This is a genomic window from Streptomyces sp. NPDC050528 (assembly GCF_044457795.1).
GTDB lineage: Bacteria > Actinomycetota > Actinomycetes > Streptomycetales > Streptomycetaceae > Streptomyces.
Map to the genome: position 1 here is coordinate 338,928 of NZ_JBITHH010000007.1, position 26,336 is coordinate 365,263.

General features: G+C 69.6%; 26 protein-coding genes. 20 read left to right on the forward strand and 6 right to left on the reverse strand.

The features are described from left to right. Nucleotides 1-16: 16 nt before the first annotated feature. The 9 genes from ACIBK4_RS25530 (at nucleotide 17) to ACIBK4_RS25570 (ending at nucleotide 8,453) form a co-directional block, all read left to right on the forward strand. Nucleotides 17-973, forward strand: coding sequence for an NAD(P)/FAD-dependent oxidoreductase (locus ACIBK4_RS25530; protein WP_398998279.1), 957 nt, complete (start codon nucleotides 17-19; stop codon nucleotides 971-973). A 29-nt stretch (nucleotides 974-1,002) separates the two neighbouring features. Then, complete coding sequence (locus ACIBK4_RS25535; protein WP_398997850.1) at nucleotides 1,003-2,541, forward strand: ATP-dependent DNA ligase; 1,539 nt, start codon at nucleotides 1,003-1,005, stop codon at nucleotides 2,539-2,541. Beyond that, nucleotides 2,538-3,014, forward strand: coding sequence for an NUDIX domain-containing protein (locus ACIBK4_RS25540; RefSeq protein WP_398997852.1), 477 nt, complete (start codon nucleotides 2,538-2,540; stop codon nucleotides 3,012-3,014). The genes ACIBK4_RS25535 and ACIBK4_RS25540 overlap by 4 nt, the downstream gene beginning before the upstream one ends. A 74-nt stretch (nucleotides 3,015-3,088) precedes the next feature. After that, entirely contained in the window at nucleotides 3,089-4,474 is a 1,386-nt protein-coding gene (locus tag ACIBK4_RS25545; RefSeq protein WP_398997854.1) for an NADP-dependent succinic semialdehyde dehydrogenase, read from the forward strand. Nucleotides 4,475-4,499: 25 nt separating this feature from the next. Next, nucleotides 4,500-4,736, forward strand: a complete 237-nt coding sequence (locus tag ACIBK4_RS25550; protein ID WP_398997857.1) for a DUF6213 family protein — start codon at nucleotides 4,500-4,502, stop codon at nucleotides 4,734-4,736. A 291-nt stretch (nucleotides 4,737-5,027) separates the two neighbouring features. Beyond that, nucleotides 5,028-6,092, forward strand: a complete 1,065-nt coding sequence (locus tag ACIBK4_RS25555) for a type III polyketide synthase (RefSeq protein ID WP_329245056.1) — start codon at nucleotides 5,028-5,030, stop codon at nucleotides 6,090-6,092. Between the two features lie 7 nt (nucleotides 6,093-6,099). After that, on the forward strand, nucleotides 6,100-7,314 hold the full coding sequence (locus tag ACIBK4_RS25560) for a cytochrome P450 (protein WP_398997859.1): 1,215 nt from the start codon (nucleotides 6,100-6,102) through the stop codon (nucleotides 7,312-7,314). 7 nt (nucleotides 7,315-7,321) lie between these two features. After that, on the forward strand, nucleotides 7,322-7,843 hold the full coding sequence (locus tag ACIBK4_RS25565) for a cupin domain-containing protein (RefSeq protein WP_398997861.1): 522 nt from the start codon (nucleotides 7,322-7,324) through the stop codon (nucleotides 7,841-7,843). Nucleotides 7,844-7,904: 61 nt separating this feature from the next. Further along, a complete protein-coding gene (locus ACIBK4_RS25570; RefSeq protein WP_398997863.1) occupies nucleotides 7,905-8,453 on the forward strand; it encodes a GNAT family N-acetyltransferase in 549 nt (182 codons plus the stop codon). Between the two features lie 129 nt (nucleotides 8,454-8,582). On the opposite strand, the gene ACIBK4_RS25575 is transcribed toward ACIBK4_RS25570, so the two are convergent. Beyond that, nucleotides 8,583-9,812 (reverse strand): acyl-CoA dehydrogenase family protein, encoded by a 1,230-nt coding sequence (locus ACIBK4_RS25575; protein WP_266868649.1) that lies wholly within the window; start codon nucleotides 9,810-9,812, stop codon nucleotides 8,583-8,585. A 171-nt stretch (nucleotides 9,813-9,983) separates the two neighbouring features. On the opposite strand from ACIBK4_RS25575, the gene ACIBK4_RS25580 reads away from it, so the two are divergent. Next, nucleotides 9,984-10,628, forward strand: a complete 645-nt coding sequence (locus ACIBK4_RS25580) for a TetR family transcriptional regulator (RefSeq protein WP_019070916.1) — start codon at nucleotides 9,984-9,986, stop codon at nucleotides 10,626-10,628. Nucleotides 10,629-10,817: 189 nt separating this feature from the next. Here the strand turns inward: ACIBK4_RS25580 and def are convergent, their stop codons facing one another. Further along, on the reverse strand, nucleotides 10,818-11,363 hold the full coding sequence (gene def / locus ACIBK4_RS25585) for a peptide deformylase (protein ID WP_398997866.1): 546 nt from the start codon (nucleotides 11,361-11,363) through the stop codon (nucleotides 10,818-10,820). A gap of 154 nt (nucleotides 11,364-11,517) precedes the next feature. Here def and ACIBK4_RS25590 point away from each other — a divergent pair, with 154 nt between their 5' ends. The 7 genes from ACIBK4_RS25590 to ACIBK4_RS25620 all read left to right on the forward strand — a co-directional run bounded on the left by ACIBK4_RS25590 (nucleotide 11,518) and on the right by ACIBK4_RS25620 (nucleotide 19,332). Continuing rightward, nucleotides 11,518-12,756, forward strand: coding sequence for a MurT ligase domain-containing protein (locus tag ACIBK4_RS25590; protein WP_393049140.1), 1,239 nt, complete (start codon nucleotides 11,518-11,520; stop codon nucleotides 12,754-12,756). Between the two features lie 29 nt (nucleotides 12,757-12,785). Further along, nucleotides 12,786-13,514, forward strand: coding sequence for a type 1 glutamine amidotransferase (locus tag ACIBK4_RS25595; RefSeq protein WP_366428844.1), 729 nt, complete (start codon nucleotides 12,786-12,788; stop codon nucleotides 13,512-13,514). A gap of 189 nt (nucleotides 13,515-13,703) precedes the next feature. Further along, nucleotides 13,704-14,729: a 6-phosphofructokinase gene (locus tag ACIBK4_RS25600; RefSeq protein WP_398997869.1), complete on the forward strand. Its 1,026-nt coding sequence runs from the start codon at nucleotides 13,704-13,706 to the stop codon at nucleotides 14,727-14,729. Nucleotides 14,730-14,917: 188 nt separating this feature from the next. Further along, nucleotides 14,918-15,868: a cytochrome c oxidase assembly protein gene (locus tag ACIBK4_RS25605; RefSeq protein ID WP_398997871.1), complete on the forward strand. Its 951-nt coding sequence runs from the start codon at nucleotides 14,918-14,920 to the stop codon at nucleotides 15,866-15,868. Nucleotides 15,869-15,946: 78 nt separating this feature from the next. Beyond that, on the forward strand, nucleotides 15,947-17,302 hold the full coding sequence (locus ACIBK4_RS25610) for a DUF6777 domain-containing protein (RefSeq protein ID WP_398997873.1): 1,356 nt from the start codon (nucleotides 15,947-15,949) through the stop codon (nucleotides 17,300-17,302). A 25-nt stretch (nucleotides 17,303-17,327) separates the two neighbouring features. Beyond that, entirely contained in the window at nucleotides 17,328-19,160 is a 1,833-nt protein-coding gene (locus tag ACIBK4_RS25615) for a septum formation family protein (protein ID WP_398997875.1), read from the forward strand. Between the two features lie 13 nt (nucleotides 19,161-19,173). After that, nucleotides 19,174-19,332 carry a hypothetical protein gene (locus ACIBK4_RS25620; RefSeq protein WP_019070924.1) on the forward strand — a complete coding sequence of 53 codons (159 nt, stop codon included), beginning with the start codon at nucleotides 19,174-19,176 and terminating at the stop codon, nucleotides 19,330-19,332. Nucleotides 19,333-19,338: 6 nt separating this feature from the next. Here the strand turns inward: ACIBK4_RS25620 and ACIBK4_RS25625 are convergent, their stop codons facing one another. The 4 genes from ACIBK4_RS25625 to ACIBK4_RS25640 all read right to left on the reverse strand — a co-directional run bounded on the left by ACIBK4_RS25625 (nucleotide 19,339) and on the right by ACIBK4_RS25640 (nucleotide 23,471). Further along, nucleotides 19,339-20,544 carry a histidine kinase gene (locus ACIBK4_RS25625; RefSeq protein ID WP_366428839.1) on the reverse strand — a complete coding sequence of 402 codons (1,206 nt, stop codon included), beginning with the start codon at nucleotides 20,542-20,544 and terminating at the stop codon, nucleotides 19,339-19,341. Between the two features lie 97 nt (nucleotides 20,545-20,641). Next, a complete protein-coding gene (locus tag ACIBK4_RS25630) occupies nucleotides 20,642-22,354 on the reverse strand; it encodes a cation acetate symporter (RefSeq protein ID WP_398997878.1) in 1,713 nt (570 codons plus the stop codon). A gap of 5 nt (nucleotides 22,355-22,359) precedes the next feature. Further along, nucleotides 22,360-22,719, reverse strand: coding sequence for a hypothetical protein (locus ACIBK4_RS25635; RefSeq protein ID WP_033278249.1), 360 nt, complete (start codon nucleotides 22,717-22,719; stop codon nucleotides 22,360-22,362). Nucleotides 22,720-22,721: 2 nt separating this feature from the next. Further along, entirely contained in the window at nucleotides 22,722-23,471 is a 750-nt protein-coding gene (locus ACIBK4_RS25640; RefSeq protein WP_366428837.1) for a DNA-binding response regulator, read from the reverse strand. A gap of 77 nt (nucleotides 23,472-23,548) precedes the next feature. Here ACIBK4_RS25640 and ACIBK4_RS25645 point away from each other — a divergent pair, with 77 nt between their 5' ends. The 3 genes from ACIBK4_RS25645 to rocD all read left to right on the forward strand — a co-directional run bounded on the left by ACIBK4_RS25645 (nucleotide 23,549) and on the right by rocD (nucleotide 26,211). Continuing rightward, complete coding sequence (locus ACIBK4_RS25645) at nucleotides 23,549-24,052, forward strand: Lrp/AsnC family transcriptional regulator (protein ID WP_398997880.1); 504 nt, start codon at nucleotides 23,549-23,551, stop codon at nucleotides 24,050-24,052. A 123-nt stretch (nucleotides 24,053-24,175) separates the two neighbouring features. Then, complete coding sequence (gene ddaH / locus ACIBK4_RS25650; RefSeq protein WP_398997883.1) at nucleotides 24,176-24,988, forward strand: dimethylargininase; 813 nt, start codon at nucleotides 24,176-24,178, stop codon at nucleotides 24,986-24,988. After that, nucleotides 24,985-26,211, forward strand: a complete 1,227-nt coding sequence (gene rocD / locus ACIBK4_RS25655) for an ornithine--oxo-acid transaminase (protein ID WP_398997886.1) — start codon at nucleotides 24,985-24,987, stop codon at nucleotides 26,209-26,211. Before ddaH ends, rocD begins: the two co-directional genes overlap by 4 nt. Nucleotides 26,212-26,336 lie beyond the last annotated feature (125 nt).

Here is a 26,336-nt window from a genome sequence, read left to right on the forward strand (position 1 = left end):
GACCTTCGGGGTGGAGGTGGTCACCGTGACCGAGACACGCACCGGGCCCTACGAAGTGGTCGTCATCGGCGGAGGAGCGGCGGGGCTCTCCGCCGCGCTGGTCCTGGGCCGGTCCCGGCGTCGCACGCTGGTCGTCGACGCCGGCGAGCCGCGCAACGCGCACGCCGCGCACATGCAGGGCTATCTGACCCGGGACGGGATGTCTCCGGCCGAGTTCCTCGCCCTGGGCCGCGAGGAGATCGCGCGCTACGGCGTCGATCTCGTCCGCGACCGCGCGGTGGACGTCACGAAGGGCGAGGGCGACGGCTTCGCCGTAGAGCTCGCCGGTGGGGAGACCGTGCACGCGCGGCGGATCGTCGTCGCCACCGGGCTGAAGGACGAGCTGCCCAGCGTCCCCGGGGTCGCCGAGCGCTTCGGGCGGGACGTGATCCACTGCCCGTACTGCCACGGCTGGGAGGTCCGTGACCAGGCCTTCGGGGTGCTCGCGACGACGCCGATGAGCGTGCACCAGGCGCTGATCGTCTCGCAGTGGTCCAAGGACGTGACCCTGTTCCTGCACACGGTCGCCGAGTCCGAGCTGACGGACGACGACCTGCGCAGGCTGGCCGCCGCCGGGGTCTCCGTGGTCCCCGGCGAGGTCGCGGAACTGGCCGTCGAGGACGACCGGCTCACCGGCGTCCGGCTCACGGACGGCAGCACGCATCCCCGCGAGGCCCTGTTCGTAGCGCCTCGGGCGATCCCACAGACCGGCCTGCTGGAGAAGCTGGGTGCCGAGCTGCAGGAGACCCCGTTCGGCGCGTACCCCGTGGTCGACGCGACGGGCCTGACGACCGTGCCCGGGGTGTGGGCCGTGGGCAATGCGATGGGCTTCGCGGAGCAGGTCGTGAACGCGGCCTCCGCCGGGTACCGGGCCGGTGCCACGATCAACGGCGAGCTGCTCATGAGCGATCTCGACGCGGCCGTCCGGGTGTAGACCGGCCGCCTCCGTTGCACGATGGCTGCATGCTGCTGACCCGGCTCGCGCATGTGTCCCAGGAGGTCGCCGCCACCTCGGCGCGGTCCCGGAAGATCGCTCTGCTCGCGGAGCTCTTCCGGGACGCGGCGCCGGATGACGTCCCGATCGTCATCCCGTATCTGGCGGGGCGGCTGCCGCAGGGGCGGCTCGGTATCGGCTGGAAGGTGCTGAGTCGGTCCGTCGAACCGGCCGCCGACCCCACCCTCACCGTGCACGACGTGGACGCCCGGCTCACCGCCCTCGGCAAAGTCTCGGGCGCCGGTTCGCAGGCCGAACGGGCGCGTCTGGTGGGCGAGTTGATGGGTGCGGCCACCGCCGACGAGCAGCGCTTCCTGTTCGGGCTGATCACGGGTGAGGTCCGGCAGGGTGCGCTGGACGCGGTCGCCGTGGAGGGGCTGGCCCAGGCAACTGACGTACCCGCAACGGACGTTCGGCGGGCCGTGATGCTGGCCGGTTCGCTCCAGACGGTGGCCGAGGCGCTGCTCGCGGACGAGCCTGCCTCCCTCGACCGCTTCCGGCTGACCGTGGGGCGCCCGGTCCTGCCGATGCTCGCGCACAGCGCCTCGTCCGTCGCGGAGGCGGTCGAGAAGCTGGGCGAGTGCGCGGTCGAGGAGAAGCTCGACGGCATCCGCGTCCAGGTCCACCGCGACGGCGAGGTCGTACGGCTCTACACGCGCACCCTCGACGACATCACCGACCGGCTGCCCGAACTGACCGCCGCCGCGCTGGAGTTGAGAGGCGAGCGGTTCATCCTGGACGGTGAGGTCATCTCGTTCGACGCGGATGGGCGGCCGCGTTCTTTCCAGGAGACGGCGGGCCGGGTCGGCTCGCGGGTGGACGTGGCCACGGCCGCCGAGACCGTCCCCGTCTCCCCTGTGTTCTTCGACGCGCTGTCCGTCGACGGCCGCGATCTGCTGGACCTGTCGTTCGCCGAACGGCACGCGGAACTTGCCCAGTTGGTGCCGGAACCGATGCGTGTCCGCCGAACTCTCGTGTCCGGCCCGGAGGATGTCCCGGCGGCGGAGGCCTTCCTCGCCGAAACCTTGAAGCGCGGGCACGAGGGGGTCGTAGTCAAGGGGCTCGACGCTCCGTACAACGCGGGCCGCCGGGGCGCCTCTTGGCTGAAGGTGAAGCCCGTCCACACGCTCGACCTGGTCGTCCTGGCCGCCGAGTGGGGACACGGCCGGCGTACCGGCAAACTCTCCAACCTCCATCTGGGCGCCCGGAGTTCGGACGGTTCCTTCGCCATGCTCGGCAAGACCTTCAAGGGCATGACCGACGCCCTGCTGACCTGGCAGACCGAGCGCCTCCAGGCGCTGGCCGTGGAGAGCGACGGCCACGTGGTGACCGTACGGCCCGAACTCGTCGTGGAAATCGCGTATGACGGACTGCAGAAGTCCACGCGGTACCCGGCCGGTGTCACGCTGCGCTTCGCGCGGGTCGTGCGGTATCGGGAGGACAAGCGGGCGGAGGAGGCGGACTCGGTGGAGACGTTGTTGGCGGCGCATCCGGAGGTGAAGCCGTGAGTGGGGACGCGCGGGGGAAGCGGAGCGCCGGGTTGTTGTTGTTCCGGCGTACCGAGCGTGGGCTGGAGGTGTTGCTCGGCCATATGGGCGGGCCGTTCTTCGCGCGGCGGGACGCGGGGGCGTGGAGCGTGCCCAAGGGCGAGTACGAGCCGGACGAGCCCGCCTGGGACGCGGCCCGGCGGGAGTTCCAGGAGGAGCTGGGGATCGCGCCGCCGGACGGGGAGGCGATCGAGCTGGGCGAGGTGCGGCAGAGCAACGGGAAGGTCGTCACCGCGTGGGCGATCGAGGCGGATCTGGACCCGGCGGACATGGTTCCCGGCACCTTCCGGATGGAGTGGCCGCCGAAGTCCGGGCAGGTCCAGGAGTTCCCGGAGCTGGATCGCGTGGAGTGGCTGGGGCTCGAACGGGCGCGGGAGGTCGTCGTCACCGCGCAGGCCACGTTTCTCGACCGGCTGGTGGAGCACTCGGGCTGAAGGGCCGTGTACGCGTTGCGGTCCCCCGCGCCGCGCGGGAAGGTCGAAGCACAGCCCGCTCCAGGAGGTCAGCCATGCCCATCGCGACGGTCAACCCGGCGAACGGCGAGACGCTCAAGACGTACGAGGCCATGGGTGCCGAGGAGATCGAGCGGCGGCTCCAGCTCGCGGAGGCGACGTTCCGTACGTACCGGACGTCTTCCTTCGCCGAGCGCGCCCGGCTCATGCACCGGGCCGCCGATCTGCTCGACGAGGACCAGCAGGACATCGGCCGGATCATGACCACGGAGATGGGCAAGCCGGTCAAGCAGGCCCGCGCGGAGGCCGCCAAGTGCGCGAAGTCGATGCGCTGGTACGCCGACCACGCCGAGGAACTCCTCGCCGACGAGCAGCCCGCCGCGGCGGACGTCAAGGACTCGGGCGGTGCACGCGCATTGGTCCGCTACCGGCCACTGGGTCCCGTCCTCGCGGTGATGCCGTGGAACTTCCCGCTCTGGCAGGTGATCCGTTTCGCCGCGCCCGCGCTGATGGCGGGCAACGTCGGCCTGCTCAAGCACGCGTCGAACGTCCCGCAGACCGCGCTCTACCTGGAGGACCTGTTCCACCGCGCGGGCTTTCCCGAGGGCGCCTTCCAGACCCTCCTCGTCGGTTCCGGCGCGATCGAGGAGATCCTGCGCGACGAGCGGGTGAAGGCGGCCACCCTCACCGGCAGCGAGCCGGCAGGGCGCGCGGTCGCCTCCGTCGCCGGGGACATGGTCAAGAAGACGGTGCTGGAGCTGGGCGGCAGCGACCCGTACGTCGTGATGCCGTCCGCCGACATCGACCGGGCCGCGGCGATCGCGGTGACGGCACGTGTGCAGAACAACGGGCAGTCGTGCATCGCCGCGAAGCGGTTCATCGTGCACGCGGATGTCTTCGACGCGTTCGCCGAGCGGTTCGTGGCCGGGATGAAGGCGCTCACGGTCGGTGATCCGCTGGAGGAGAAGACCGAGGTCGGACCGGTCGCGAGCGAGCAGGGCCGCAGCGATCTGGAGGAGCTCGTCGACGACGCGGTGGAGAGCGGGGCGACCGTGTTGTGCGGCGGTGAGCGGCCTGACGGGGCCGGCTGGTTCTATCCGCCGACCGTCCTCACCGACATCACCCGCGAGATGCGCATCCACCGCGAGGAGACGTTCGGGCCCGTCGCCACGCTGTACCGGGTCGCCGACCTCGACGAGGCCGTCCTCCTCGCCAACGACACGCCGTTCGGGCTGAGTTCCAACGTGTGGACGCGGGACGAGGCGCAGGTCGAGCGGTTCGTACGGGACCTGGAGGCGGGCGGGGTGTTCTTCAACGGGATGACCGCGTCGCATCCGGCGTTCCCGTTCGGCGGGGTGAAGCGGTCCGGGTACGGGCGGGAGCTGTCGGGGCACGGAATCCGCGAGTTCTGCAACATCACCACGGTATGGCACGGAGCGTGAGCGTTCCGCGGCTACGATCCCCTCTGTGAACCGCGAAGTGACTCTGCCTCTGATCGTCGACGACCGCGGGACCTTGCAGGTGGCTGCCGCCGATGTGAGCAAGCTTTTGCGTACCGTGGGTGGGCGGTGGCTGCATCTTGTCGAGGCCGGGGATGCGGGGCTGGACGAGGACACGGTGGCCGCGCTGACGATCGAGTTGGCGAAGCTGGCTGACCGGATTGACGTTGCGTGCATTGCGCATAGCAGTGGGGGCGGGTCGTAGTTTGCTGAGTGGCCGGCCGGTGGGGGCTGGTCGCGCCCACGCGGCGGAGCCGCAAATCGATACAGCCCCGCGCCCCTAGGGGGTTGCGCCTAGCCTTGATCTAGAGGTCGCCCCCCTCTGCACTTTCACAGGATTTACTGATCCGGTCTTTATTGGCTTGTCCCTGAATTGGAGTAGTCCACCGCGAGATCGTCGTCCTCCCGGGTGATCGTGGGTGCACCACCCTCTGAGGTGAACCACCTTCTGACCGGCGGGCGAAGGCCTTCCGGAAGGCGAAAGCAGGGACGGTTCATGGCGACTTTGTGCAAGCCCTCGGTGTCGGTTCCCGAGCACGTGATCACGATGGAGGAGACGCTGGAGCTGGCGCGCTCCCGTCACGCGGACCACCCCAACCTGCCGCTGGCCCTCCGGCTGATCGAGAACACCGGTGTGCGGACCCGGCACATCGTGCAGCCCATCGAGGAGACCCTGAAGCACCCGGGGTTCGAGGACCGCAACAAGATCTACACGGCCGAGGCGAAGGCCCGGGTCCCGGCGGTCGTACAGCGCGCGCTCGACGAGGCGGAGCTCCTCACCACCGACATCGACGTGATCATCTACGTCTCGTGCACGGGCTTCATGATGCCCTCGCTCACGGCCTGGCTGATCAACGAGATGGCCTTCGAGTCCACCACCCGCCAGATCCCGATAGCCCAGCTGGGCTGCGCGGCCGGCGGCGCGGCCATCAACCGGGCGCACGACTTCTGCACGGCGTACCCGGACGCCAACGCGCTCATCGTGGCCTGCGAGTTCTGCTCGCTGTGCTACCAGCCGACCGACCTCGGCATCGGCTCCCTGCTCTCCAACGGGCTGTTCGGCGACGGCATCGCCGCGGCCGTGGTGCGCGGGCGGGGCGGCACGGGCATCCAGCTGGAGCGCAACGGGTCGTACCTGATCCCGAAGACCGAAGAGTGGATCATGTACGACGTCCGGGCCACCGGGTTCCACTTCCTGCTGGACAAGCGGGTGCCGGCCACCATGGAGCCCCTCGCACCGGCGCTCCAGGACCTCGCGGGACTGCACGGCTGGGACGCGGCCGACCTGGACTTCTACATAGTCCACGCGGGCGGCCCCCGAATACTCGACGACCTGAGCAAGTTCCTCCAGGTCGACCCGCACGCGTTCCGGTTCAGCCGGGCCACCCTCACCGAGTACGGCAACATCGCCAGCGCCGTCGTACTGGACGCGCTGCGCCGGCTCTTCGACGAGGGCGGCGCCGAACACCGGGCGCGCGGACTGCTCGCCGGGTTCGGCCCCGGCATCACCGCCGAGATGGCCCTGGGCCGCTGGCACAACGACGACCGAGAGACGGCTTGAGTACGGCATGACTGAAGAGACGCTCACCGAGACCCTGCCCCCGGTCCGGCCCTGGCCGGCCCTCGATCTGACCGGGGTGGACTTCGACCCGGTCCTCGCCAAGCTGATGCGGGAGGGTCCGGTCAACCGGATCAAGCTGCCCAACGGCGAGGGCTGGGCGTGGCTGGTCACCCGGCACGACGACGTGCGGATGGTCGCCAACGATCCCCGGTTCAGCCGCGAGGCGGTGATGGACCAGCCGGTGACCCGGCTCGCCCCGCACTTCATCCCGGCCCGCAGCGCGGTCGGCTTCCTCGACCCGCCGGACCACACGCGGCTACGGCGCTCGGTCGCCCCGGCGTTCACGACGCGCGGGGTGGAGCGGGTGCGGGAGCAATCCCGGTTGCTGCTCGACGAGTTGATCGACGAGCTGCTCCAGCACGGACCGCCGGCCGATCTCACCGAGACCGTGCTGAGCCCCTTCCCCATCGCGGTGATCTGCGAGCTGATGGGCGTCCCGGCCGCCGACCGGCACGGCATGCACACCTGGACCCAGCTCATCCTGTCCTCCTCGCACGGCGCCAAGGTCAGCGAGAAGGCGAAGGACGAGATGGGCGCCTACTTCGGCGATCTCATCGGTCTGCGGGAGGGCAGCGACGGCGAGGACGTCGCCTCGCTGCTCGGTGCCGCCGTGGGCCGGGAGGAGATCACGCTGGAGGAGGCGGTCGGCCTCGCGGTGCTGCTCCAGATCGGCGGCGAGGCGGTCACCAACAACAGCGGGCAGATGTTCTACCTGCTGCTGACCCGCCCGGACCTCGTCGAACGGCTGCGCGCGGAACCGGAGTCGAGGCCCCAGGCCATCGACGAGCTGCTGCGCTACATCCCGCACCGCAACGCGGTCGGGCTGTCCCGGATCGCCATGGAGGACGTGGAGATCCGCGGCGTACGGATGCGGGCGGGCGACCCCGTGTACGTGTCGTACCTGGCCGCGAACCGGGACCCGGACGTGTTCCCGGACCCCGAGAAGATCGACTTCACGCGCAGCCCGAACCCGCACGTCTCCTTCGGTTTCGGCCCGCACTTCTGTCCCGGCAACATGCTGGCGCGGCTGGAGTCCGAGTTGCTGGTGGACGCCCTGCTGGACCGGATGCCGGGGCTGCGGCTCGCGGTACCGGCCGATCAAGTCCCGTTCAAGAAGGGCGCGTTGATCCGCGGGCCCGAGGCACTGCCCGTAACGTGGTGAGGCGCCAATGACGGCGACGGAGGGGCTGTTGGTGCCGCCCGGTCACGGCCGGGTCGTCCAGACACCCGCGCAGCACGTGACGTTCAAGGTGACCGGCTCGCACTCGCGGACCGCGTCGACCTTCGAGGTGCTGGTGCCGCCGGGGTTCGACGTCGGGGCCCATGTGCACACCCGTAGCGAGGAGTTGTTCTACGTGCTCGAAGGCGAACTGGACGTCCTCGCCTTCGAGCCGCTGATCCGGACCCCCGACAACTGGCAGCGCTGGGAGTCGAGTTCGGGATCCCGGGTGGTACGGGCGACACCGGGGACGGTGATCGTCGTACCGCCAGGGTGTCCGCACGCGTTCTCGAACCCGACGGAGACGGCGGCGAAGATGTTCTTCCAGGCGTCTCCGCCGCCGGATCACGAGCGGTATTTCGAGGAATTGTTGGAGATCCTGGGAGGTGGGGGGCCGCCGGACCATGCGGCTATCGAGGAGTTGCGGGGTCGGTACGACATCGAGCAGCTGACGCCCCTCAAGCACCGGTGACCCTGCGAAGCGGCCGCTAATCCAGTTGATCGGCGCCGAGAGGGTCGACTAAGAACAGGCCATGCTACGAGGAACCAGGATCGGGCTCCGGGCCCGGCACGAGTCGGATGTCCCGGTCCTGCACGCCGAGTTGTACGACGACGTGACAACGAGATCGAGAGCCGACTCACGACCCTGGCGCCCCGTCTCACCGGGCTCCGAGGCCTCGCCCTTCGCCGTCACCGAACCTGACGACGATGCCGCCCCCTTCGCCGTCGTGTCCCTCGACACCGACGAGTTGGCGGGGGCCGCGGGGTTGTGGGGCATCGACACCCACAACCGAAGCGCCCACCTGGGCATGTCACTCCGGCCGGGCTTCCGCGGCCGCGGACTCGCCGTCGACGTCGTCCAGGTCCTGTGCACCTACGGCTTCACCGTCCGCGGCCTGCACCGACTGCAGTTGGAGACCCTGGCCGACAACACGGCGATGATCCGCGCCGCCTCCCGCGCCGGGTTCGTGCAGGAAGGGGCGCTTCGCCGCGCGGCGTGGGTCAATGGCGAGTTCGTCGACGAGGTGATCTTCGGGTTGCTGGCCGAGGACTGGAATTCCGGTGCGCACCAGCGCCCCTGAAGGGGCGCGGGGCTGTGTCGATATGCGGCTCCGCCGCGTGGGCGCGACCACCTCTCAACACCGGCAAGCGAGGCTTTTTAGGGGCGCGGGGAACTGCGCGACCAGCCCCCACCGCCCCGCACCCGAAACTCAACGAATCGGCATCCCAGACAACGTCCGCGCAATCACCAGCCGCTGGATCTCACTCGTGCCCTCAAAGATCGTGTAGATCGCCGCGTCTCGGTGCATCCGCTCCACCGGATACTCACGGGTGTAACCATTCCCGCCGAGGATCTGAATCGCCTGCCCGGTGACCTTCTTCGCCGTCTCGCTCGCGAACAGCTTCGACATCGACCCCTCGGCCGCCGTGAACTGCTTCCCGTTGACCGCCATCCAGGACGCCCGCCACACCAGCAGCCGCGCCGCATCGATGGACGTACGCATGTCGGCGAGTTGGAAGGCAACACCCTGGTTGTCGATGATCGGCCGGCCGAACTGCTCCCGGGTCATCGCATAGTCGAGGGCGACCTCGTACGCGGCGCGGGCCGTGCCCACCGCCATCGCACCGACCGCGGGGCGAGACGCCTCGAACGTGGCCATCGCCGCGTTCTTCACCCGCTCGCCGCCACCGGCCTTCGCGCGCTCACGGGCACGGGCGAGGCGCTCGTCCAGCTTCTCCTTGCCGCCGAGCAGGCAGGAACCGGGGATGCGCACGTTCTCCAGGACGACCTCGGCAGTGTGCGAGGCGCGGATGCCGTGCTTCTTGAACTTCTGCCCCTGGGACAGACCCGGCGTGCCCGACGGGACGATGAAGGAGGCGTGGCCCTTGGAGCCGAGGTCCGCGTCGACGACCGCGACGACGACGTGGACGTTGGCGATACCACCGTTGGTCGCCCAGGTCTTGGTGCCGTTGAGCACCCACTCGTCCTTGGCCTCGTCGTACACGGCACGCGTGCGCATGGAGGCCACGTCGGAACCGGCGTCGGGCTCGGAGGAGCAGAAGGCGGCGACCTTGACGTCGTTGGCGTCGCCGTACATCTGGGGGATCCAGGTGCCGATCTGCTCCTCGGTGCCGTTGGCGAGGACGCCGACGGCGGCGAGACCGGTGCCGACTATGGAGAGGGCTATGCCCGCGTCGCCCCAGAACAGTTCCTCCATGGCCATCGGGATGCCGAGGCCGGTGGGGTCGAAGTACTGCTGGGCGTAGAAGTCCAGGGAGTAGATGCCCACCTTCGCGGCCTCCTGGATGACCGGCCAGGGAGTTTCCTCACGCTCGTCCCATTCGGCGGCGGCGGGGCGGATGACGTCGGCGGCGAAGCCGTGCAGCCAGTCCCGCACCTCCTTCTGTTCGTCGTTGAGTTCCATGGTGAACTCGGCCATGACTCCTCCAGCAGCGCACTAGCATGTTACTTGCGGTAACGACAGAGTCTGTTACCGACGGGTAGGAAAAGTCAACTCCCGATGACCACTCGGCAGCCCGTTCGAGGTGTTGGGGCCATTGAGTGTTACTTTGCGCAGGCGTCACCGATTCAGCACGGGTGGGGAGAGATCATGGACACCACGCAGCGGACCGATCAGCAGCGGTCCGCCGACCGCCGACGGCGTGAGCTGTTGGAGGCCGCGGACAGAGTGGTGCTGCGTGATGGTCCGCAGGCCTCGATGAACGCGATCGCCGCGGAAGCGGGTATTACGAAGCCGATTCTGTATCGGCACTTCGGGGACAAGGGTGGACTGTACGCGGCCCTTGCCAAGCGGCATACGGATGCCCTGTTGTCGTCGTTGCGGGCGGCGTTGGATGCGCCGGCTGAGCGTCGGGAGCGGGTTGAGGCGACGCTCGATACGTACCTCGCCGCGATCGAGGCGCTTCCTCAGGTGTACCGGTTTCTGATGCATCCCGTTGAGGGTGGACAGACCGCTGACCAGGGGTTCGACACGGGGAATCACTCGGTTCCGCTGCTTCGGCGGATGGGCGAGGAGTTGGCTCAGGTCATCGAGGAGCGGGTGGATCTCGGGCCGAACAGTCAGCAACTGGCTCGGGTGTGGGGGCATGGGATTGTCGGGATGATGCACGCGGCGGGTGACTGGTGGCTGGGTGAACGGCCTTGTTCGCGGGCCGAGTTGGTGCGGAGTTTGGCTGATCTGTTGTGGGGGCGGTTGGCTGCCGCCGGGGACAAGGTGGGTGGACCGGGGTTCTAAGGGTCGTATTTCGGCTGCGGGTGCGTGGGGGCTGGTCGCGCAGTTCCCCGCGCCCCTACGAAGACCTCGCTCGCCGGTGTTGAGGAGTGGTCGCGCCCTCGCGGCGGAGCCGCAAATCGACACAGCCGCGCGCCCCTAAAAAAGGCCTGGCCCACCGGTGTTGAGAGGTGGTCGCGCCCCCTGAAGGCATCAGCCTCCCCGGTGCCATGACGCTCGGCTTACCTGTCTCATCAGGCGTTTGTGGCGCCAGCCCGTCAAGTGGTCCGCGTAGACCTGGCCTTCCACGTGGTCGTACTCGTGCTGCAGGCATCGTGCGAACCAACCCGTGCCGTGGACGGTGATGGGCTCGCCGGTCGCCGTGAAGCCCTCGATCACCGCGTGGTCGTAGCGTTCCGTCCCCGCCTCAAGGCCCGGTAGGGAGAGGCAGCCCTCTGGGCCCCGCAGGACCACGCCGTCCGTTTCCACCAGGCGTGGGTTGACCACGTGGCCGAGGTGGCGGACGTCCTCGTCGTCGGGGCAGTCGTAGACGAACACCCGCACACGCTCGCCCACTTGGTTCGCGGCGAGGCCAACGCCCTGGGCCGCGTACATCGTCGCGAACAAGTCCTCTACGAGGCGGGCGAGTTCCGGGCCGAAGTTCGTGACGTCCTCGCACGGGGCATGCAGCAGGGGGTCGCCGAGCAGGGTGAGGGGACGGACTCGCCCGTGGGCGCCCGGGATGGAGCCGTATCGCATGGGCGCAAGGGTACGGTTCTCTACGGCGCACGCCCGCCGCGAGGGGTTCGCGGTGCCGCGGTTCGGGCACCGATAAGGATCTCGATAGGCTGAGGTCCACACCACGTTGCCGGAGGCAGAGGCGCGGCGCGTACGCAAGGAGGATCGAGAACTGATGGCAGGCAACTCGGACCCGCTCACGCCGCGGGCCAAGCTGGCCGTGACGGCGGGCAAGGCGGTCGCGGCGGCATCCCGTGCCGCGGGGCGGGGCAGCGGATCGGTGATCGGCGGCCGAGTGGCACTCAAACTCGACCCCGACCTGCTCGCCCGGCTCGCGCAGAGCCTGGACGTGACGCTCGTCTCGGCGACGAACGGGAAGACGACCACGACGCGGCTCATCGCCGAAGCTCTCGGCGCCGCCGGGCCCGTCGTCTCGAACGCGCTCGGCGCCAACATGCCCGCCGGCATCACCTCGGCGCTGGCCGGCGGTTCGGACGCGAAGTTCGGTGTCATCGAGGTCGACGAGAAGTACCTCGCCGGCGTCGCCCGTGACACCGACCCCAAGTGCATCGCGCTGCTCAACCTCTCCCGCGACCAGTTGGACCGCGCGGCCGAGACCCGCATGCTCGCGGAGAACTGGCGTGAGGGGCTGTCGGGTTCCAAGGCCGTCGTCGTCGCCAATGCCGACGACCCGTTGGTCGTGTGGGCCGCCTCCTCCTCCCCCAACGTGATCTGGGTCGCCGCCGGGCAGATGTGGAAGGACGACGCCTGGTCGTGTCCTTCGTGCGGTGGCGTCATGCAGCGGCCGGGAGACGACTGGTTCTGCGGTGAGTGCGGATTCCGTCGGCCTACGCCGAGTTGGGCGCTCTCCGGGGATCACGTCCTCGACCCGCACGGTTCCGCCTGGCCCATTCACCTGCAACTGCCCGGGCGCGCCAACAAGGCCAACGCCGCGTCCTCCGCCGCCGTCGCCGCCGTGTTCGGGGTGCCGCCCCAGGTCGCCCTGGAGCGCATGTACCGGGTGCAGGCCGTCGCCGGGCGCTATGACGTCGTCCAGTTCATGCAGCGCGACCTGCGTCTGCTGCTGGCGAAGAACCCGGCGGGCTGGCTCGAAACGTTCAGCCTGATCGATCCGCCGCCGACCCCGGTGATCCTCTCGGTGAACGCACGCGGCGCCGACGGCACCGACACCTCGTGGCTCTGGGACGTCGACTACACCCGGCTGACCGGCCACCCCATCTTCGTCGTGGGCGACCGCAAGCTGGACCTCGCGGTCCGCCTGGAAGTGGCGGGCCAGCACTTCCAGGTCTGCGACAACCTCGACCAGGCCGTGCAGATGGCCCCGCCCGGCCGCATCGAGGTCATCGCGAACTACACCGCGTTCCAGGACCTGCGCCGCCGCGTCGGCAACTGAGACCCAGAACCCCCAGAGGACGAATGACCATGAGCGACAACCAGCTCCGTCTGGTGTGGATCTACCCCGACCTGCTGAGCACCTACGGCGACCAGGGCAACGCCCTTGTCGTGGAACGCCGGGCGCGGCAGCGCGGCCTCGACGTGGCCCGGCTGGACGTGCGCAGCGACCAGCCCATCCCGACCTCGGGCGACATCTACCTGATCGGTGGTGGCGAGGACCGTCCGCAGCGCCTCGCGGCGGAGCGCCTGCGCCGCGACGGCGGCCTGCACCGGGCCGTCGGCAACGGCGCGATCGTCTTCTCGGTGTGCGCGGGCTACCAGATCCTCGGCCACGAGTTCATCAACGACCTCGGCCAGCGGGAGCCCGGCCTCGGCCTGCTCGACGTGGTGTCGACGCGCGGCGAGGGCGAGCGGTGCGTCGGTGACGTCCTCGGCGACATCGACGCGCGCCTGGGCCTGCCCCCGCTGACCGGCTTCGAGAACCACCAGGGCATCACCCATCTCGGCCCCACCGCCCGCCCGTTCGCCCAGGTGCGGCTCGGCAAGGGCAACGGCACGGGCGACGGCACCGAGGGCGCTTACAACGACACGGTGTTCGGTACGTACATGCACGGGCCCGTGCTGGCCCGCAACCCGCTGATCGCGGACCTGCTGCTGAAGCTGGCCCTCGATGTGAACGCGCTGCCGCCGATCGACGACCGCTGGTACGAGGCGCTCCGCAACGAGCGCATCGCCGCAGCTCAGCAGCCCGCCTGAACCGGGTGTCCATCTCCTCTTCGGATACCGGCAACCAGCCCGTCTGACGGTACGTCCGCGCAGGTGAGCGGGGTCGTCCAGCAGGCGGACGCACGCTACGACCCCGCCCCCTCCTGCCGTTAGGGTGGCGGGGTTCGTACCGGACAACGTGGTCCGGTTTCGGCCCACGTTGAGAAGGTTCCTCGGGCTATGCGCATTGGTGTCCTCACGTCCGGCGGCGACTGCCCCGGCCTGAACGCCGTCATCCGGTCCGTCGTGCACCGCGCCGTCGTGGACCACGGCGACGAGGTCATCGGCTTCCGGGACGGCTGGAAGGGCCTCCTGGAGTGCGACTACCTCAAGCTCGACCTCGACGCGGTGAGCGGCATCCTCGCTCGCGGCGGCACCATTCTCGGCTCCTCCCGCGTCCAGCCCTCCCAGCTCCGGGACGGCGTCGAGCGGGCCAAGGGCCATGTCGAGGAGCTCGGCCTCGACGCGATCATCCCGATCGGCGGCGAGGGCACGCTCAAGGCGGCCAAGCTGATGTACGACGCCGGGCTCCCGGTCGTCGGCGTCCCCAAGACCATCGACAACGACATCGCCGTCACTGATGTCACCTTCGGCTTCGACACGGCGGTCGGTGTCGCGACCGAAGCGCTCGACCGGCTCAAGACGACCGCCGAGTCCCACCAGCGCGTGCTCGTCGTGGAGGTCATGGGCCGGCACACCGGGTGGATAGCGCTCCACTCCGGCATGGCGGCCGGTGCGCACGCCATCGTCGTACCTGAACGGCCTTTCGACATCGAGGAGTTGGCGGCTCGCGTCGGCGAACGCTTCGAGGCGGGTAAGCGGTTCGCGATTGTCGTCGCCGCGGAGGGGGCCAAGCCGCGGGCCGGGTCCATGGACTTCGACGAGGGCAAGAAGGATGTCTACGGTCACGAGCGCTTCGCGGGGATCGCTCGGCAGCTGTCCATCGAGCTGGAGGAGCGGCTCGGTAAGGAAGCGCGGCCGGTGATTCTTGGGCATGTGCAGCGTGGGGGTACGCCTACCGCGTATGACCGGGTGCTGGCCACTCGGTTTGGGTGGCATGCGGTGGAGGCTGCGCATCGGGGGGAGTTCGGGAAGATGACCGCGCTTCAGGGGACGGACATTGTGATGGTGTCGTTGGCCAATGCGGTGGAGACGCTGAAGACCGTGCCTGCTGATCGGTATGAAGAGGCTGAGTGCGTGCTCTGAGCGTCTTCTAGGTGATTCGTTGGGTGCGGGCGCGTTGGGGCTGGTCGCGCCCACGCGGCGGAGCCGCAAATGTCACAGCCCCGCGCCCCTGGGTGGGTTGCGCTGGCCCCGGTCACAAGCTCGGGTGGGGACAGTTCTAGTCTGGTGCGGACAGACTTGCACAACCCCCACGAATCAGGAGCCGTTCGATGGATCACGGCGGGCACGGTATGACCATGGATCTGCCGCCGTTTACCTTTGCGCGCGGGCTTGAGTGGTCGGCCGACCCGTTCTTCCTGACCGCCTGCCTCCTCGGAATCGGGCTGTACGGGTGGGGGGTCGTGCGGCTTCGGCGGCGGGGGGACTCGTGGCCTGTGGGGCGGACCATTTCCTACGTCATCGGTGTGCTGACCGTCGGGTTGGTGATGTGCACCAAGCTCAACGACTACGGCATGGTCATGTTTAGCGTGCACATGGTGCAGCACATGGTGATCAGCATGTTGTCGCCGATTCTGTTGTTGCTCGGTGCTCCGGTGACTCTGGCGTTGCGGGCGTTGCCGCCGGCGGCTCGGGGGCGCAAGGGGCCCCGTGAGTTGCTGTTGATGTTTCTGCACAGCCGGTACATGAAGGTCATCACGCATCCCGCGTTCACGATTCCGCTGTTCATCGCGAGCCTTTACGCGCTGTACTTCACGCCGATCTTCGATTTCCTGATGGGGTCGAAGACCGGGCACATCGCGATGATGGTGCACTTCCTCGCCGTGGGTGTGGTGTTCTTCTGGCCGATCATGGGCGTGGACCCGGGGCCGAGCCGGCCCGGCTATCTGATGCGGATGCTGGAGTTGTTCGCGGGGATGCCGTTCCACGCGTTCTTCGGTATCGCGTTGATGATGGCGTCGGAACCGATGGTCGAGACGTTCAAGAACCCGCCCGCCTCGCTCGGCATCGACGCACTGTCCGATCAGAACGCGGCCGGCGGTATCGCCTGGGCGTTCAGCGAGGTCCCGTCGGTGCTGGTGCTGATCGCCCTGCTGTTCCAGTGGTACAGCTCCGAGCAGCGGCAGGCCAAGCGGCAGGACCGGGCCGCCGACCGGGACGGCGACAAGGAACTTGAGGCGTACAACGCCTATTTGGCCTCATTGAACACACGAAGCAATTGAACACATGCAGCAACTGAACGGGAATTTCGTTCAGTAGCATAAAGCGCGATGGGGGAACCGCCACCGGGGGGAGCGGTAATGACATTTCGCGCTGTTGTGCAAAGGAACGGAATTTCGATCGTCCGCAGGATCGCCGTACTGCTCGTCGGTGTCCTGGTCGTGAGCGGACTGAACGGATGCAGCGGGGGCGCACATACGTTCGCCGTGAAGGCCGTCGCCGCCGGAGTTCCGTCGCTCGCGCCTTTCTTCGACGAGAAACAGGGACTGGGGCACGACGCCGAGGTGCGTTCGATGCCCGTGCAGGGCAGTTTGCAGCAGGGGGATACTCCTGGGCTGTACGGGGGCACCAAGAAGCCGACCATCTGTGACGTGGCGAAACTCAAGAGGTTCCTGACCGATCCCGCGAATCATCAGAAGGCCGTTGCCTGGTCGGGCGTGCTGGGTATCACCACGGATCAGATACCGGCCTATCTGGACCGGCTCACACCCGTACTCCTGCGTCACGACACTCTCGTAGAGAATCACGACTACAAAAAGGGAAAGGCCACGCCCTACAACTCCCTTCTCCAGTCGGGAATCGCGATTCTCGTCGACGAGCAGGGAGAACCCGCCGCGAAGTGCTCGTGCGGAAATCCACTGCGCCCCTTCAAGGGCGACGCGAGCCGGATTTCCGTCAAGTTCGGGGACGGCAACAAGAAGTGGCACGGATATGACGCGTCCTCGGTCGTGGCCGTGCGTCCGGCGCCCCGGGACATGGAGCGGCTCGTCCTCGTCGACGTCGGCGATCCGGACCGCGGGATCACGCGTCCGGTCGGTACGACGGGCAAGCACGACGCCACCTTCGACACCCGGCAGCAGCACGCCGTGCCCGACCTCGCGGGGACGACGTTCGGGGAGGCGCGGCGGCTGCTGGTGAGCAGTGGTCTGGCCGTCGGGTACGGCGGGAGCGCGTCGCCGGCCGACGACGCGCGGGTCACCGCGAGCGATCCACCGGCCGGGACCGAGCTGCGGTTCGGGGAGTACGTGATGCTGAGCGTGGCCGACGGGACGAGCGGGGGCGCCACGCCCACTCCCACGCCCACTCCCCCGGGTCCGACGTCCTCCGGGCCGACCCTGCGTCCGCCGACGTCCACGGCACCGCCCTCGACGTCCCCTCCGGCGCCGCCCACGTCCTCGTCACCGCCGCCGTCATCGTCGCCGCCGTCATCCACACCGTCCGACCCACCACCGTCGAGCAGTTCGCCTACGACCCGTTCGCCCTCGCTGGTGACCGACCCGCCCTCGACACACGCACCGGTCACCAGCAGCGCACCCGTGACGAGTGCTCCCGTGACCGCCAGTGCCTCCGTCACGAGCAGCGCCCCGGTCACCAGTGGCCCGGTGACCGGCACGTCCACCGCCGCCACCGTCACCGCCACCACGACCGAGACGTGACGCGGTCCCGGAAGGAGGAGTCCGGATGCCACAGGGATCGCCCACCTCGGGAGTGGGCCGGGTCATCGCCGGCCGCTATCTGCTGCTGAACCGGCTGGGCAGTGGCGGGATGGGGCATGTGTGGCTCGCGCACGACCAGCGGCTGGCCTGTGAAGTCGCGCTCAAGGAGATCGTGTTCAGCAACCCCGCCTCCGCCGACGCCGAGCGGGAGGCCCGGGTCGCGCGCGCCCGGGCCGAGGCGCGGAACGCGGCGGGGCTGCGCGGTCATCCGCATGTGGTGACCGTGCACGACGTGCTGGAGCACGAGGGGCTGCCGTGGATCGTCATGGAGTACGTGGCGGACGCCGTCGATCTGCGTGAACTGGTCGGCCGGTACGGCTCGTTGGCCCCCGCGGAGTGCGCCCGCATCGGGCTCGCCGTACTCGACGCGCTGACCGCAGGACACCAGCGGGGCGTGATGCACCGGGACGTGAAACCGGCGAACATCCTGCTCGCGCCGGACCGCACCGGTTCGCCGTATGCCCGTGTCCTGCTCACCGACTACGGCATCTCGGTGCAGCCGGACGCCGGGGAGACGCGGTACACGCTGACGTCCGTGCTCGTCGGTACGGCGGGTTATCTGGCGCCGGAGCGGGCCACGGGCGGGCCGCCGACGGCCGCGGCCGACCTGTTCTCGCTGGGCTGCACGCTGTACCACGCGGTCGAGGGCCACGGCCCGTTCGTGCGCGAGACCCCGCTCGCGGAGATCACCGCCGTGGTCATGGAGGACCCGCTGCCCCCGGTCCGCGCGGGCGCGCTGGCCCCGGTGCTCCACGCGATGCTGGAGAAGGATCCGCTACGGCGGATTCCGGCGGCGGAGGCCGAGGCGGAGCTGTCGCGGATCGTGACGCCGCAGACGGAGGCGGAGGCGTACGCGCGGACCCAGACCGACCTGGGCTCGCCGTCACCCTGGGAGGGGCAGGCGGTGCCTGTCGCGGCGGGGCCGCCTGCTCCCGCGTCCTCCCCCACCGGTCGGCGCCGCCGCACCCGTCCCCGTTTCCGCCAGGCCGTCCTCGCGGGGCTGCTCGGGCTCGCCCTCGCCCTGGGCGGCGTCTGGTACGCCGTGGCCCATCAGCCGCCCGGCGACCACACGGACACGAGCAAGGACAGCCCGCCGTACGGCAGTACCGTCGGGCTCGCCGCTCCGCTCAAGGACGGCGACTGCGTCACCGCCGACTGGCCCGGCGGGAAGCTCTTCCATGGGACGCCCCGGCTCGCGGTCGACGCCACCTGCCGGAACTCGGTGCCCGACGGTCAGGTGATGGCGTTCGTGTCCACCGCGTCCGCGGGCGAGGCGCGCAAGGTCGGGGCCGACCGGTGTGCGCAGCGGACGCAGGAGATGCGGGAGAAGCTCGCGGACGTGCGGGCGCTCGCGGTCGTACCGTCCGACGATGGTTTCGAGGCCGCCGGACATCGCACCGCCTGTCTGGTGCTGGGCGCGCACGGGCCGGTCTACGGGCCGCTCGGCAACCGTCGCGCCCTCGGGTCGGCGTTCGCCGATACGTCGACCATGCAGAAGCGGGACTGTCTGGACGTGCCCTCGGACCGGGCCGCGAGCCTGGTCTCCTGCACCGGCAAGCACGACCAGGTGGTGATCGGGTTCACCCGGTTGGGCGCGGGCGTCACGCTGGCCCAGGCGCGTACGGAGTCGGACGCGGCGTGTGCCCGGGACGTCCCGCCGGCCGACTACGGCTTCGATCCGTCGGTGTACGAGGCGGCCTCCTGGACGAGTCAGGGGCCGTGGAAGTCGGGCACACATTTCGTCGTGTGCGCCGTTCGGAGGCAGAACGGGGGCACCATGGAGGGGGACGGACCATGAGGAGGGTGTTGCGATGCCCGGTTCCACGAAGACCATGGGGGTGATCACCGTCGGCGGTCTGGTGGTGGTGACGGCCTACACGGTGGCGCTCGGGAGTAACGGCTGGCTGTGGTTCGGCTGGGTCGTGCTCGGGCTGATCACCCTCGGGATGGTGGCCACGCGCAGCACCTGACGCCCGCTACGGCTCACTCCGCCGGCTCGCCGAGTGCACGCCCGGCTGGTACTTCGGCAGCCGGGCGGTGATCTTCATGCCCGCTCCTACGGCGGTCTCGATGACGAGGCCGTAGTCGTCGCCGTAGACCTGGCGGAGCCGGTCGTCCACGTTGGACAGGCCGATGCCGCCCGAGGGGCTGACCTCGCCCGCGAGGATGCGGCGCAGCAGGTCGGGGTCCATGCCGGCGCCGTCGTCCTCGATGACGACGAGTGCCTCGGCGCCCGCGTCCTGCGCCGTGATGCTGATGCGGCTCTTGTCGGCCTTGCCCTCCAGGCCATGCTTCACGGCGTTCTCGACGAGCGGCTGGAGGCAGAGGAACGGGAGCGCTACCGGGAGTACCTCGGGGGCGATCTGCAAGGTGACCGAGAGGCGCTCGCCGAAGCGGGCCCGGACCAGCGCCAAGTAGTGGTCGATGGCGTGGAGTTCGTCGGCGAGGGTGGTGAAGTCGCCGTGCCTGCGGAACGAGTAGCGGGTGAAGTCGGCGAATTCCAGGAGCAGTTCGCGGGCGCGTTCGGGGTCGGTGCGGACGAAGGACGCGATCACCGCGAGCGAGTTGAAGATGAAGTGCGGGGAGATCTGGGCCCGAAGTGCCTTGATCTCGGCCTCGATCAGGCGGGTGCGGGACTGGTCCAAGTCTGCCAACTCCAACTGGACGGAGACCCAGCGCGCGACCTCTCCGGCGGCTCGGACAAGGACGGCAGACTCACGCGGTGCGCAGGCGACCAGCGCTCCGTGGACCCGGTCGTCGACGGTGAGCGGGGCGACCACCGCCCAGCGCAACGGGCAGTCGGGGGCGTCGCAGGTGAGCCGGAACGCCTCACCGCGGCCGGTCTCCAGCGGGCCCGCGAGCCGTTCCATGATCTCGGCCCGGTGATGGTCGCCGACGCCGTCCCAGGCGAGGACCTGCTTCTGGTCGGTCAGGCACAGGGCATCGGTGCCGAGCAGTGTGCGCAGTCTGCGGGCCGAGCGGCGGGCCGTCTCCTCGGTGAGGCCGGCGCGGAGCGGGGGCGCGGCGAGGGACGCGGTGTGCAGGGTCTGGAAGGTGGCGTGCTCGACGGGGGTGCCGAGTCCGCCGAGGTTCTCGGGGCGTGCGGTGCGGCGGCCGAGCCAGAAACCGGCGGCGAGCAGCGGGAGTACGGCGACGCAGAGGCCGGCCAGGAATCCGCTCATGCGGCCACCTCCGTAAGGGAGTTGGGCGGTAGGACGTTGGGCGACGGGGAGTTGGGCGAGCCGTTCGCGGTGATGCAGGGACCGCCCGTGGGTGTCCTCACGCCTTCACCTCCGCCCGCAGCTCCTCCGGCAGATGGAACCGCGCCAGGATCGCCGCCGTTCCCGTCGGCACCCGGCCCGGCGTGGCCAGGGACACCAGCACCATGGTGAGGAACCCCAGCGGCACCGACCAGAGCGCGGGCCAGGCGAGCAGGGCATGCAGGGGGCCGGTGCCGGGGAAACCCGCCATCGTCGCGGCGACGGCGACGAACGCCGACCCGCCGCCCACCAGCATCCCGGCCGCCGCGCCGGGCGGGGTGAGCCGCGTCCACCAGATGCCGAGGACCAGCAACGGGCAGAAGGAGGACGCCGATACGGCGAACGCGAGCCCCACGGCGTCGGCCACGGGCAGCCCGCCGACGACCACGCTCGCGACCAGCGGTACGGCCATGGCGAGGACCGTGCCGAGCCTGAAGTGCCGTACCCCGCGCGACGGGAGGACGTCCTGGGTGAGGACGCCGGCCACCGCCATGGTGAGTCCCGACGCGGTGGACAGGAACGCGGCGAAGGCGCCGCCCGCCACCAGCGCGCCGAGCAGATCGCCGCCGACGCCGCCGATCATGCGGTCGGGCAGCAGGAGGACGGCCGCGTCGGCGTCGCCGGTGATGGTCAGTTCGGGGGTGTACAGGCGGCCGAGGGCGCCGTAGACGGGCGGGAGGAGGTAGAAGGCGCCGATCAGGCCGAGGACGGCGACCGTGGTGCGGCGGGCGGCGACGCCGTGCGGGCTCGTGTAGAAGCGGACGACCACGTGCGGTAGGCCCATGGTGCCGAGGAAGGTGGCGAGGATGAGGCCGTACGTCGCGTACAACGGGCGTTCCTCGCGGCTGGCGGCGAGGGAGGTGGACATGCCGCCGTTGGTGCCTCGATCGGCTACGGGGACGGGGGCGCCCTTGGCGAAGGTGAGGCGGGTGCCGCGCTCGATGTGGTGGGTGCCGGTGGGGAGTTGGAGCTTCGCGGCGTCGTGTGTGTGGCCGTCGACCTTGCCGGTCACCGTGACCGTGAGGGGGCGGTCGAGTCTGAGGTCGAGTGTCTCGTCGACCCGAACTGCCCGTTGTTCGCGGAATGTTGCCGGTTCCTCGAAGGCGTGCCGGGGTGCTCCGTCGCTCTGCCAGGCGAGGACCAGGAAGAGGGCGGGGACGAGCAGCGCGGTGAGCTTCAGCCAGTACTGGAAGGCCTGGACGAAGGTGATGCTGCGCATACCGCCGGCCGCGACGGTGGCGACGACCACGACTGCGACGATCAGGCCGCCCAGCGAATCCGGAGCACCCGTGAGGACGGTCAACGTGAGTCCCGCGCCCTGGAGTTGTGGCAGCAGGTACAGCCAGCCGACGCCGACGACGAAGGCTCCCGCCAGGCGTCGTACGGCGTGCGAGGCGAGGCGGGCCTCGGCGAAGTCGGGGAGGGTGTAGGCGCCGGAGCGGCGCAGTGGGGCGGCGACGAACAGCAGCAGGACCAGGTATCCGGCGGTGTAGCCGACCGGGTACCAGAGCATGTCGGGGCCCTGGACGAGGACCAGTCCGGCGATGCCCAGGAACGAGGCCGCGGACAGGTATTCGCCGCTGATGGCGGCCGCGTTGAGACGGGGGCCGACGGTGCGGGAGGCGACGTAGAAGTCGGAGGTCGTGCGGGAAATGCGCAGGCCGAAGGCGCCGACGAGGACCGTCGCCACGACGACGAGGGCGACCGCCGGTACCGCGTAACTGGAGTTCACCCGGCTCAGCGGTCCTCGACGAGGCGGACGAAGTCGCGTTCGTTGCGTTCGGCGCGGCGCACGTACCAGAGGGCGAGGAGGACGAGCGGGGCGTAGAGGCAGAAGCCGAGGATCAGCCATTCGAGGCGGTGGGAGTCCGGGGTCGCCGCGAAGACCAGGGGCAGGGGGCCGACGAGGAGCACGAGGACCGCGAACACCGTGAGGGCGGCGCGGAGTTGGGTGCGCATGAGGGACCGGACGTAGGTGTGGCCGAGGGTGGTCTGTTCGTCGATCTCGGTGCGGGGGCGGGAATAGCCGGAGGCGCGGCGGGTGCGGCGGGGTGGGCCGGTGACAACTACTCTGCGTTCGCTGGGGTCCTGAGGCATCGTCAGGACCTCCGCATCAGCAGGTCGCGCAGTTCGCGGGTGTGGCGGCGACTGACCTGGAGTTCCTCGCCGCCCACGAGAACGCTCACCGTCCCCGCGTCCAGGCGGAGTTCGCCGATGTGGCGCAGGGCGACGAGGTGACGGCGGTGGATGCGGACGAAGCCGCGGGAGCGCCAGCGGTCCTCCAGGGTGGACACCGGGATGCGGACGAGGTGGCTGCCCCGGTCGGTGTGCAGGCGGGCGTAGTCGCCCTGTGCCTCGACGTGGGTGATGTCGTCGACGGCCACGAACCGTGTGACACCGCCGAGTTCGACGGCGATGTGGTCGGGGTCGGGTTCGTGCACGGGTATCCGCGGTGCGGCGGCGCCGAGTTCGGCCGCCCGGCGCACCGCCTCCGCGAGCCGTTCCTTGCGGACGGGTTTCAGCACGTAGTCAACTGCCTTGAGATCAAAGGCCTGTACGGCGAAGTCCTCGTGCGCGGTGACGAACACGACGAGCGGCGGCTTCGCGAAACCCGTCAACAGCCGTGCCATGTCGAGCCCGTCGAGCCCGGGCATCTGAATGTCGAGGAACACGACATCGATCGCCTCGGGACCGTCCGGGCCCGATTCCAGAGCCCTGTTGATACGGCGCAGCGCCTCGGTCGCGTCGCCCGCGCCCTCCGCGCTGCCGATGCGTGGATCGGCGTTGAGCAGGTACAGCAACTCCTCCAGTGAGGGGCGTTCGTCGTCGACGGCGAGGGCGCGCAGCATGAAGGTGGAGTGTAGGAGTAATTCGTACGGCTGGACATGTACCGGGCGTGGACGTTCGCGCTGGATACAGTGCCGACATGAACAGCAGGACCACTCCGTTCGACGATCTCGACCGGAAGATCATCACCGCGTTGATGGCGAACGCCAGGACGAGCTTCGCCGAGATCGGCGCGGCGATCGGGCTGTCCGCGACGGCGGTGAAGCGGCGCGTGGACCGGCTGCGGGAGACGGGTGTGATCACCGGGTTCACGGCGACCGTGCAGCCGTCCGCGCTCGGCTGGCGCACGGAGGCGTACGTGGAGGTGTACTGCGAGGGCGCCGCGCCCCCCAGGCGGCTCGCGGAGGTGGTGCGCAACCATCCGGAGATCACCGCGGCGATGACGGTGACCGGCGGGGCGGACGCGCTGCTGCACGTACGGGCGACGGATGTGGACCACTTCGAGGAGGTCCTGGAGCGCATCCGGCAGGAGCCGTTCATCCGGAAGACGATCAGTGTGATGGTGCTGTCCCACCTCCTCCCGGAAAGCCCGGAGGCGGGCGCCACCCATCCGGCGCCGGGGAGCGCATCAGACGTGCGTTGACCCCGTCAAAGACGCAGCATTCCTGCGCAGACACGCAGCCTTCATCGCTTGTCGCGCGTATTGGTCTCTTTCTACCGTGGTGTCAACCCCAGTCGTCATCACAGGAAGCGGAGGGACCCCTCTGTGCCCGACACCCGTGTGCGGCGCCGGCGGCGCTTTCTCGTCTGCGAACCCAGACACTTCGCCGTGCAGTACGCGATCAACCCCTGGATGCATCCCGATGCCCAGGTGGACGTCGATCTCGCCCATGAGCAGTGGACGACGCTGATCGACACCTACCGTGCCCACGGCCACACCGTGGACACCGTGCCCCCGGTCCCCGGCCTCCCGGACATGGTCTTCGCCGCGAACTCCGCGGTCGTGGTCGAGGGCCGCGTCTTCGGCTCCCTGTTCCACGCACCCGAGCGGCGCCCCGAGTCCGTGCACTACGACACGTGGTTCAAGGCGGCGGGCTACGACGTCTACCGCCCCGAGTCGGTCAGCGAGGGCGAGGGCGACCTGATCCCGACCGGCCGTTACGTCCTGGCCGGCACCGGTTTCCGTACGACCCGCGAGGCCCATCGCGAGGTGCAGGAGTTCTTCGGCGTGCCGGTGATCAGCCTGACGCTGATCGACCCGTACTTCTACCACCTCGACACGGCGCTGTTCGTGCTCGACGACGACAACATCGCGTACTACCCGGAGGCGTTCTCGCCGGGCAGCCGCGAGGTGCTCGCGCGGCTGTACCCGGACGCGGTGCTCGCGACCCGGGAGGACGCGATGACGTTCGGCCTCAACTCAGTGTCCGACGGCCGTCATGTCTTCATCTCCCCCCGGTCCGAGGCGCTCGCCGCGCGTCTCGCCGACCACGGTTACCTCCCCGTCCCCGTCGACCTGTCGGAGTTCCACAAGGCCGGCGGCGGCATCAAGTGCTGCACCCAGGAGATCCGCTCATGACCGCTCCCGCCAGTGCCCGTACGTCCGCCGACCTCATCAGCGCCGAGGAGCCGGTCCTCGCGCACAACTACCACCCGCTGCCCGTGGTGGTCGCCCGCGCGGAGGGCACCTGGGTGGAGGACGTCGAGGGCCGCCGCTACCTCGACATGCTCGCGGGCTACTCGGCCCTCAACTTCGGTCACCGCCACCCCGCGTTGATCGAGGCGGCCCACCGCCAGCTCGACCAACTGACGCTCACCTCCCGCGCCTTCCACAACGACCGGCTCGCCGAATTCGCCGAGCGGCTCGCGGAGTTGACCGGCCTCGACATGGTGCTGCCGATGAACACCGGCGCGGAGGCGGTCGAGAGCGGCATCAAGGTGGCCCGCAAATGGGCCTACGACGTGAAGGGCGTCCCGGCCGACCGGGCTACGATCGTCGTCGCGGCGGAGAACTTCCACGGCCGTACGACGACGATCGTCAGCTTCTCCACGGACGAGACGGCGCGGGCGGGCTTCGGTCCCTTCACTCCCGGCTTCCGGATCGTGCCGTACAACGACCTCGCGGCGCTGGAGGCGGCGGTCGACGAGACGACGGCGGCGGTCCTGATCGAACCGATCCAGGGCGAGGCCGGAGTCATCATCCCGGACGCCGGCTATCTGGCCGGTGTGCGTGAACTCACCACCCGCAAGGGCTGCTTGTTCATCGCGGACGAGATCCAGTCGGGCCTCGGCCGCACGGGCCGCACGCTGGCGGTGGACCACGAGGGTGTCGTCCCGGACGTGTTGCTGCTCGGCAAGGCACTGGGCGGCGGCATCGTGCCGGTGTCCGCGGTCGTCGCACGCCGAGAGGTGCTCGGGGTACTGCACCCGGGCGAGCACGGCTCGACGTTCGGCGGCAACCCACTCGCCGCGGCGGTCGGCACGGCGGTCGTCGAGCTGCTGGAGACCGGTGAATTCCAGCGCAGGGCAACGGAGTTGGGTGTTGTGTTGCGGGACGGCCTGACCGAGCTGGTCGGCAAGGGTGTCGTCGGTTTCCGCGCGCGGGGCCTGTGGGCGGGCGTCGACGTCGACCCGGCGATCGGCACGGGACGCGAAATCAGCGAACGCCTCATGCGCGAGGGCGTGCTGGCCAAGGACACCCACGGCTCGACGATCCGGCTTGCGCCGCCGCTGACGATTACGGCGGATGAACTCCGGTCGGCAATCGGTGCGTTGGAGAAGGTGCTGACGCGAGGGGCGTGAGGTGTGAGGTGACGTGAGGTGAGGGGCGTGGCTGGATCGGGCGTGGGGTCGGTCCAGCCACACTCGCGGGGTGGGCGTAACTCCTGCTTGGCGGGGGCTACTTGCTTGCTGCCACGCTGCCCTTC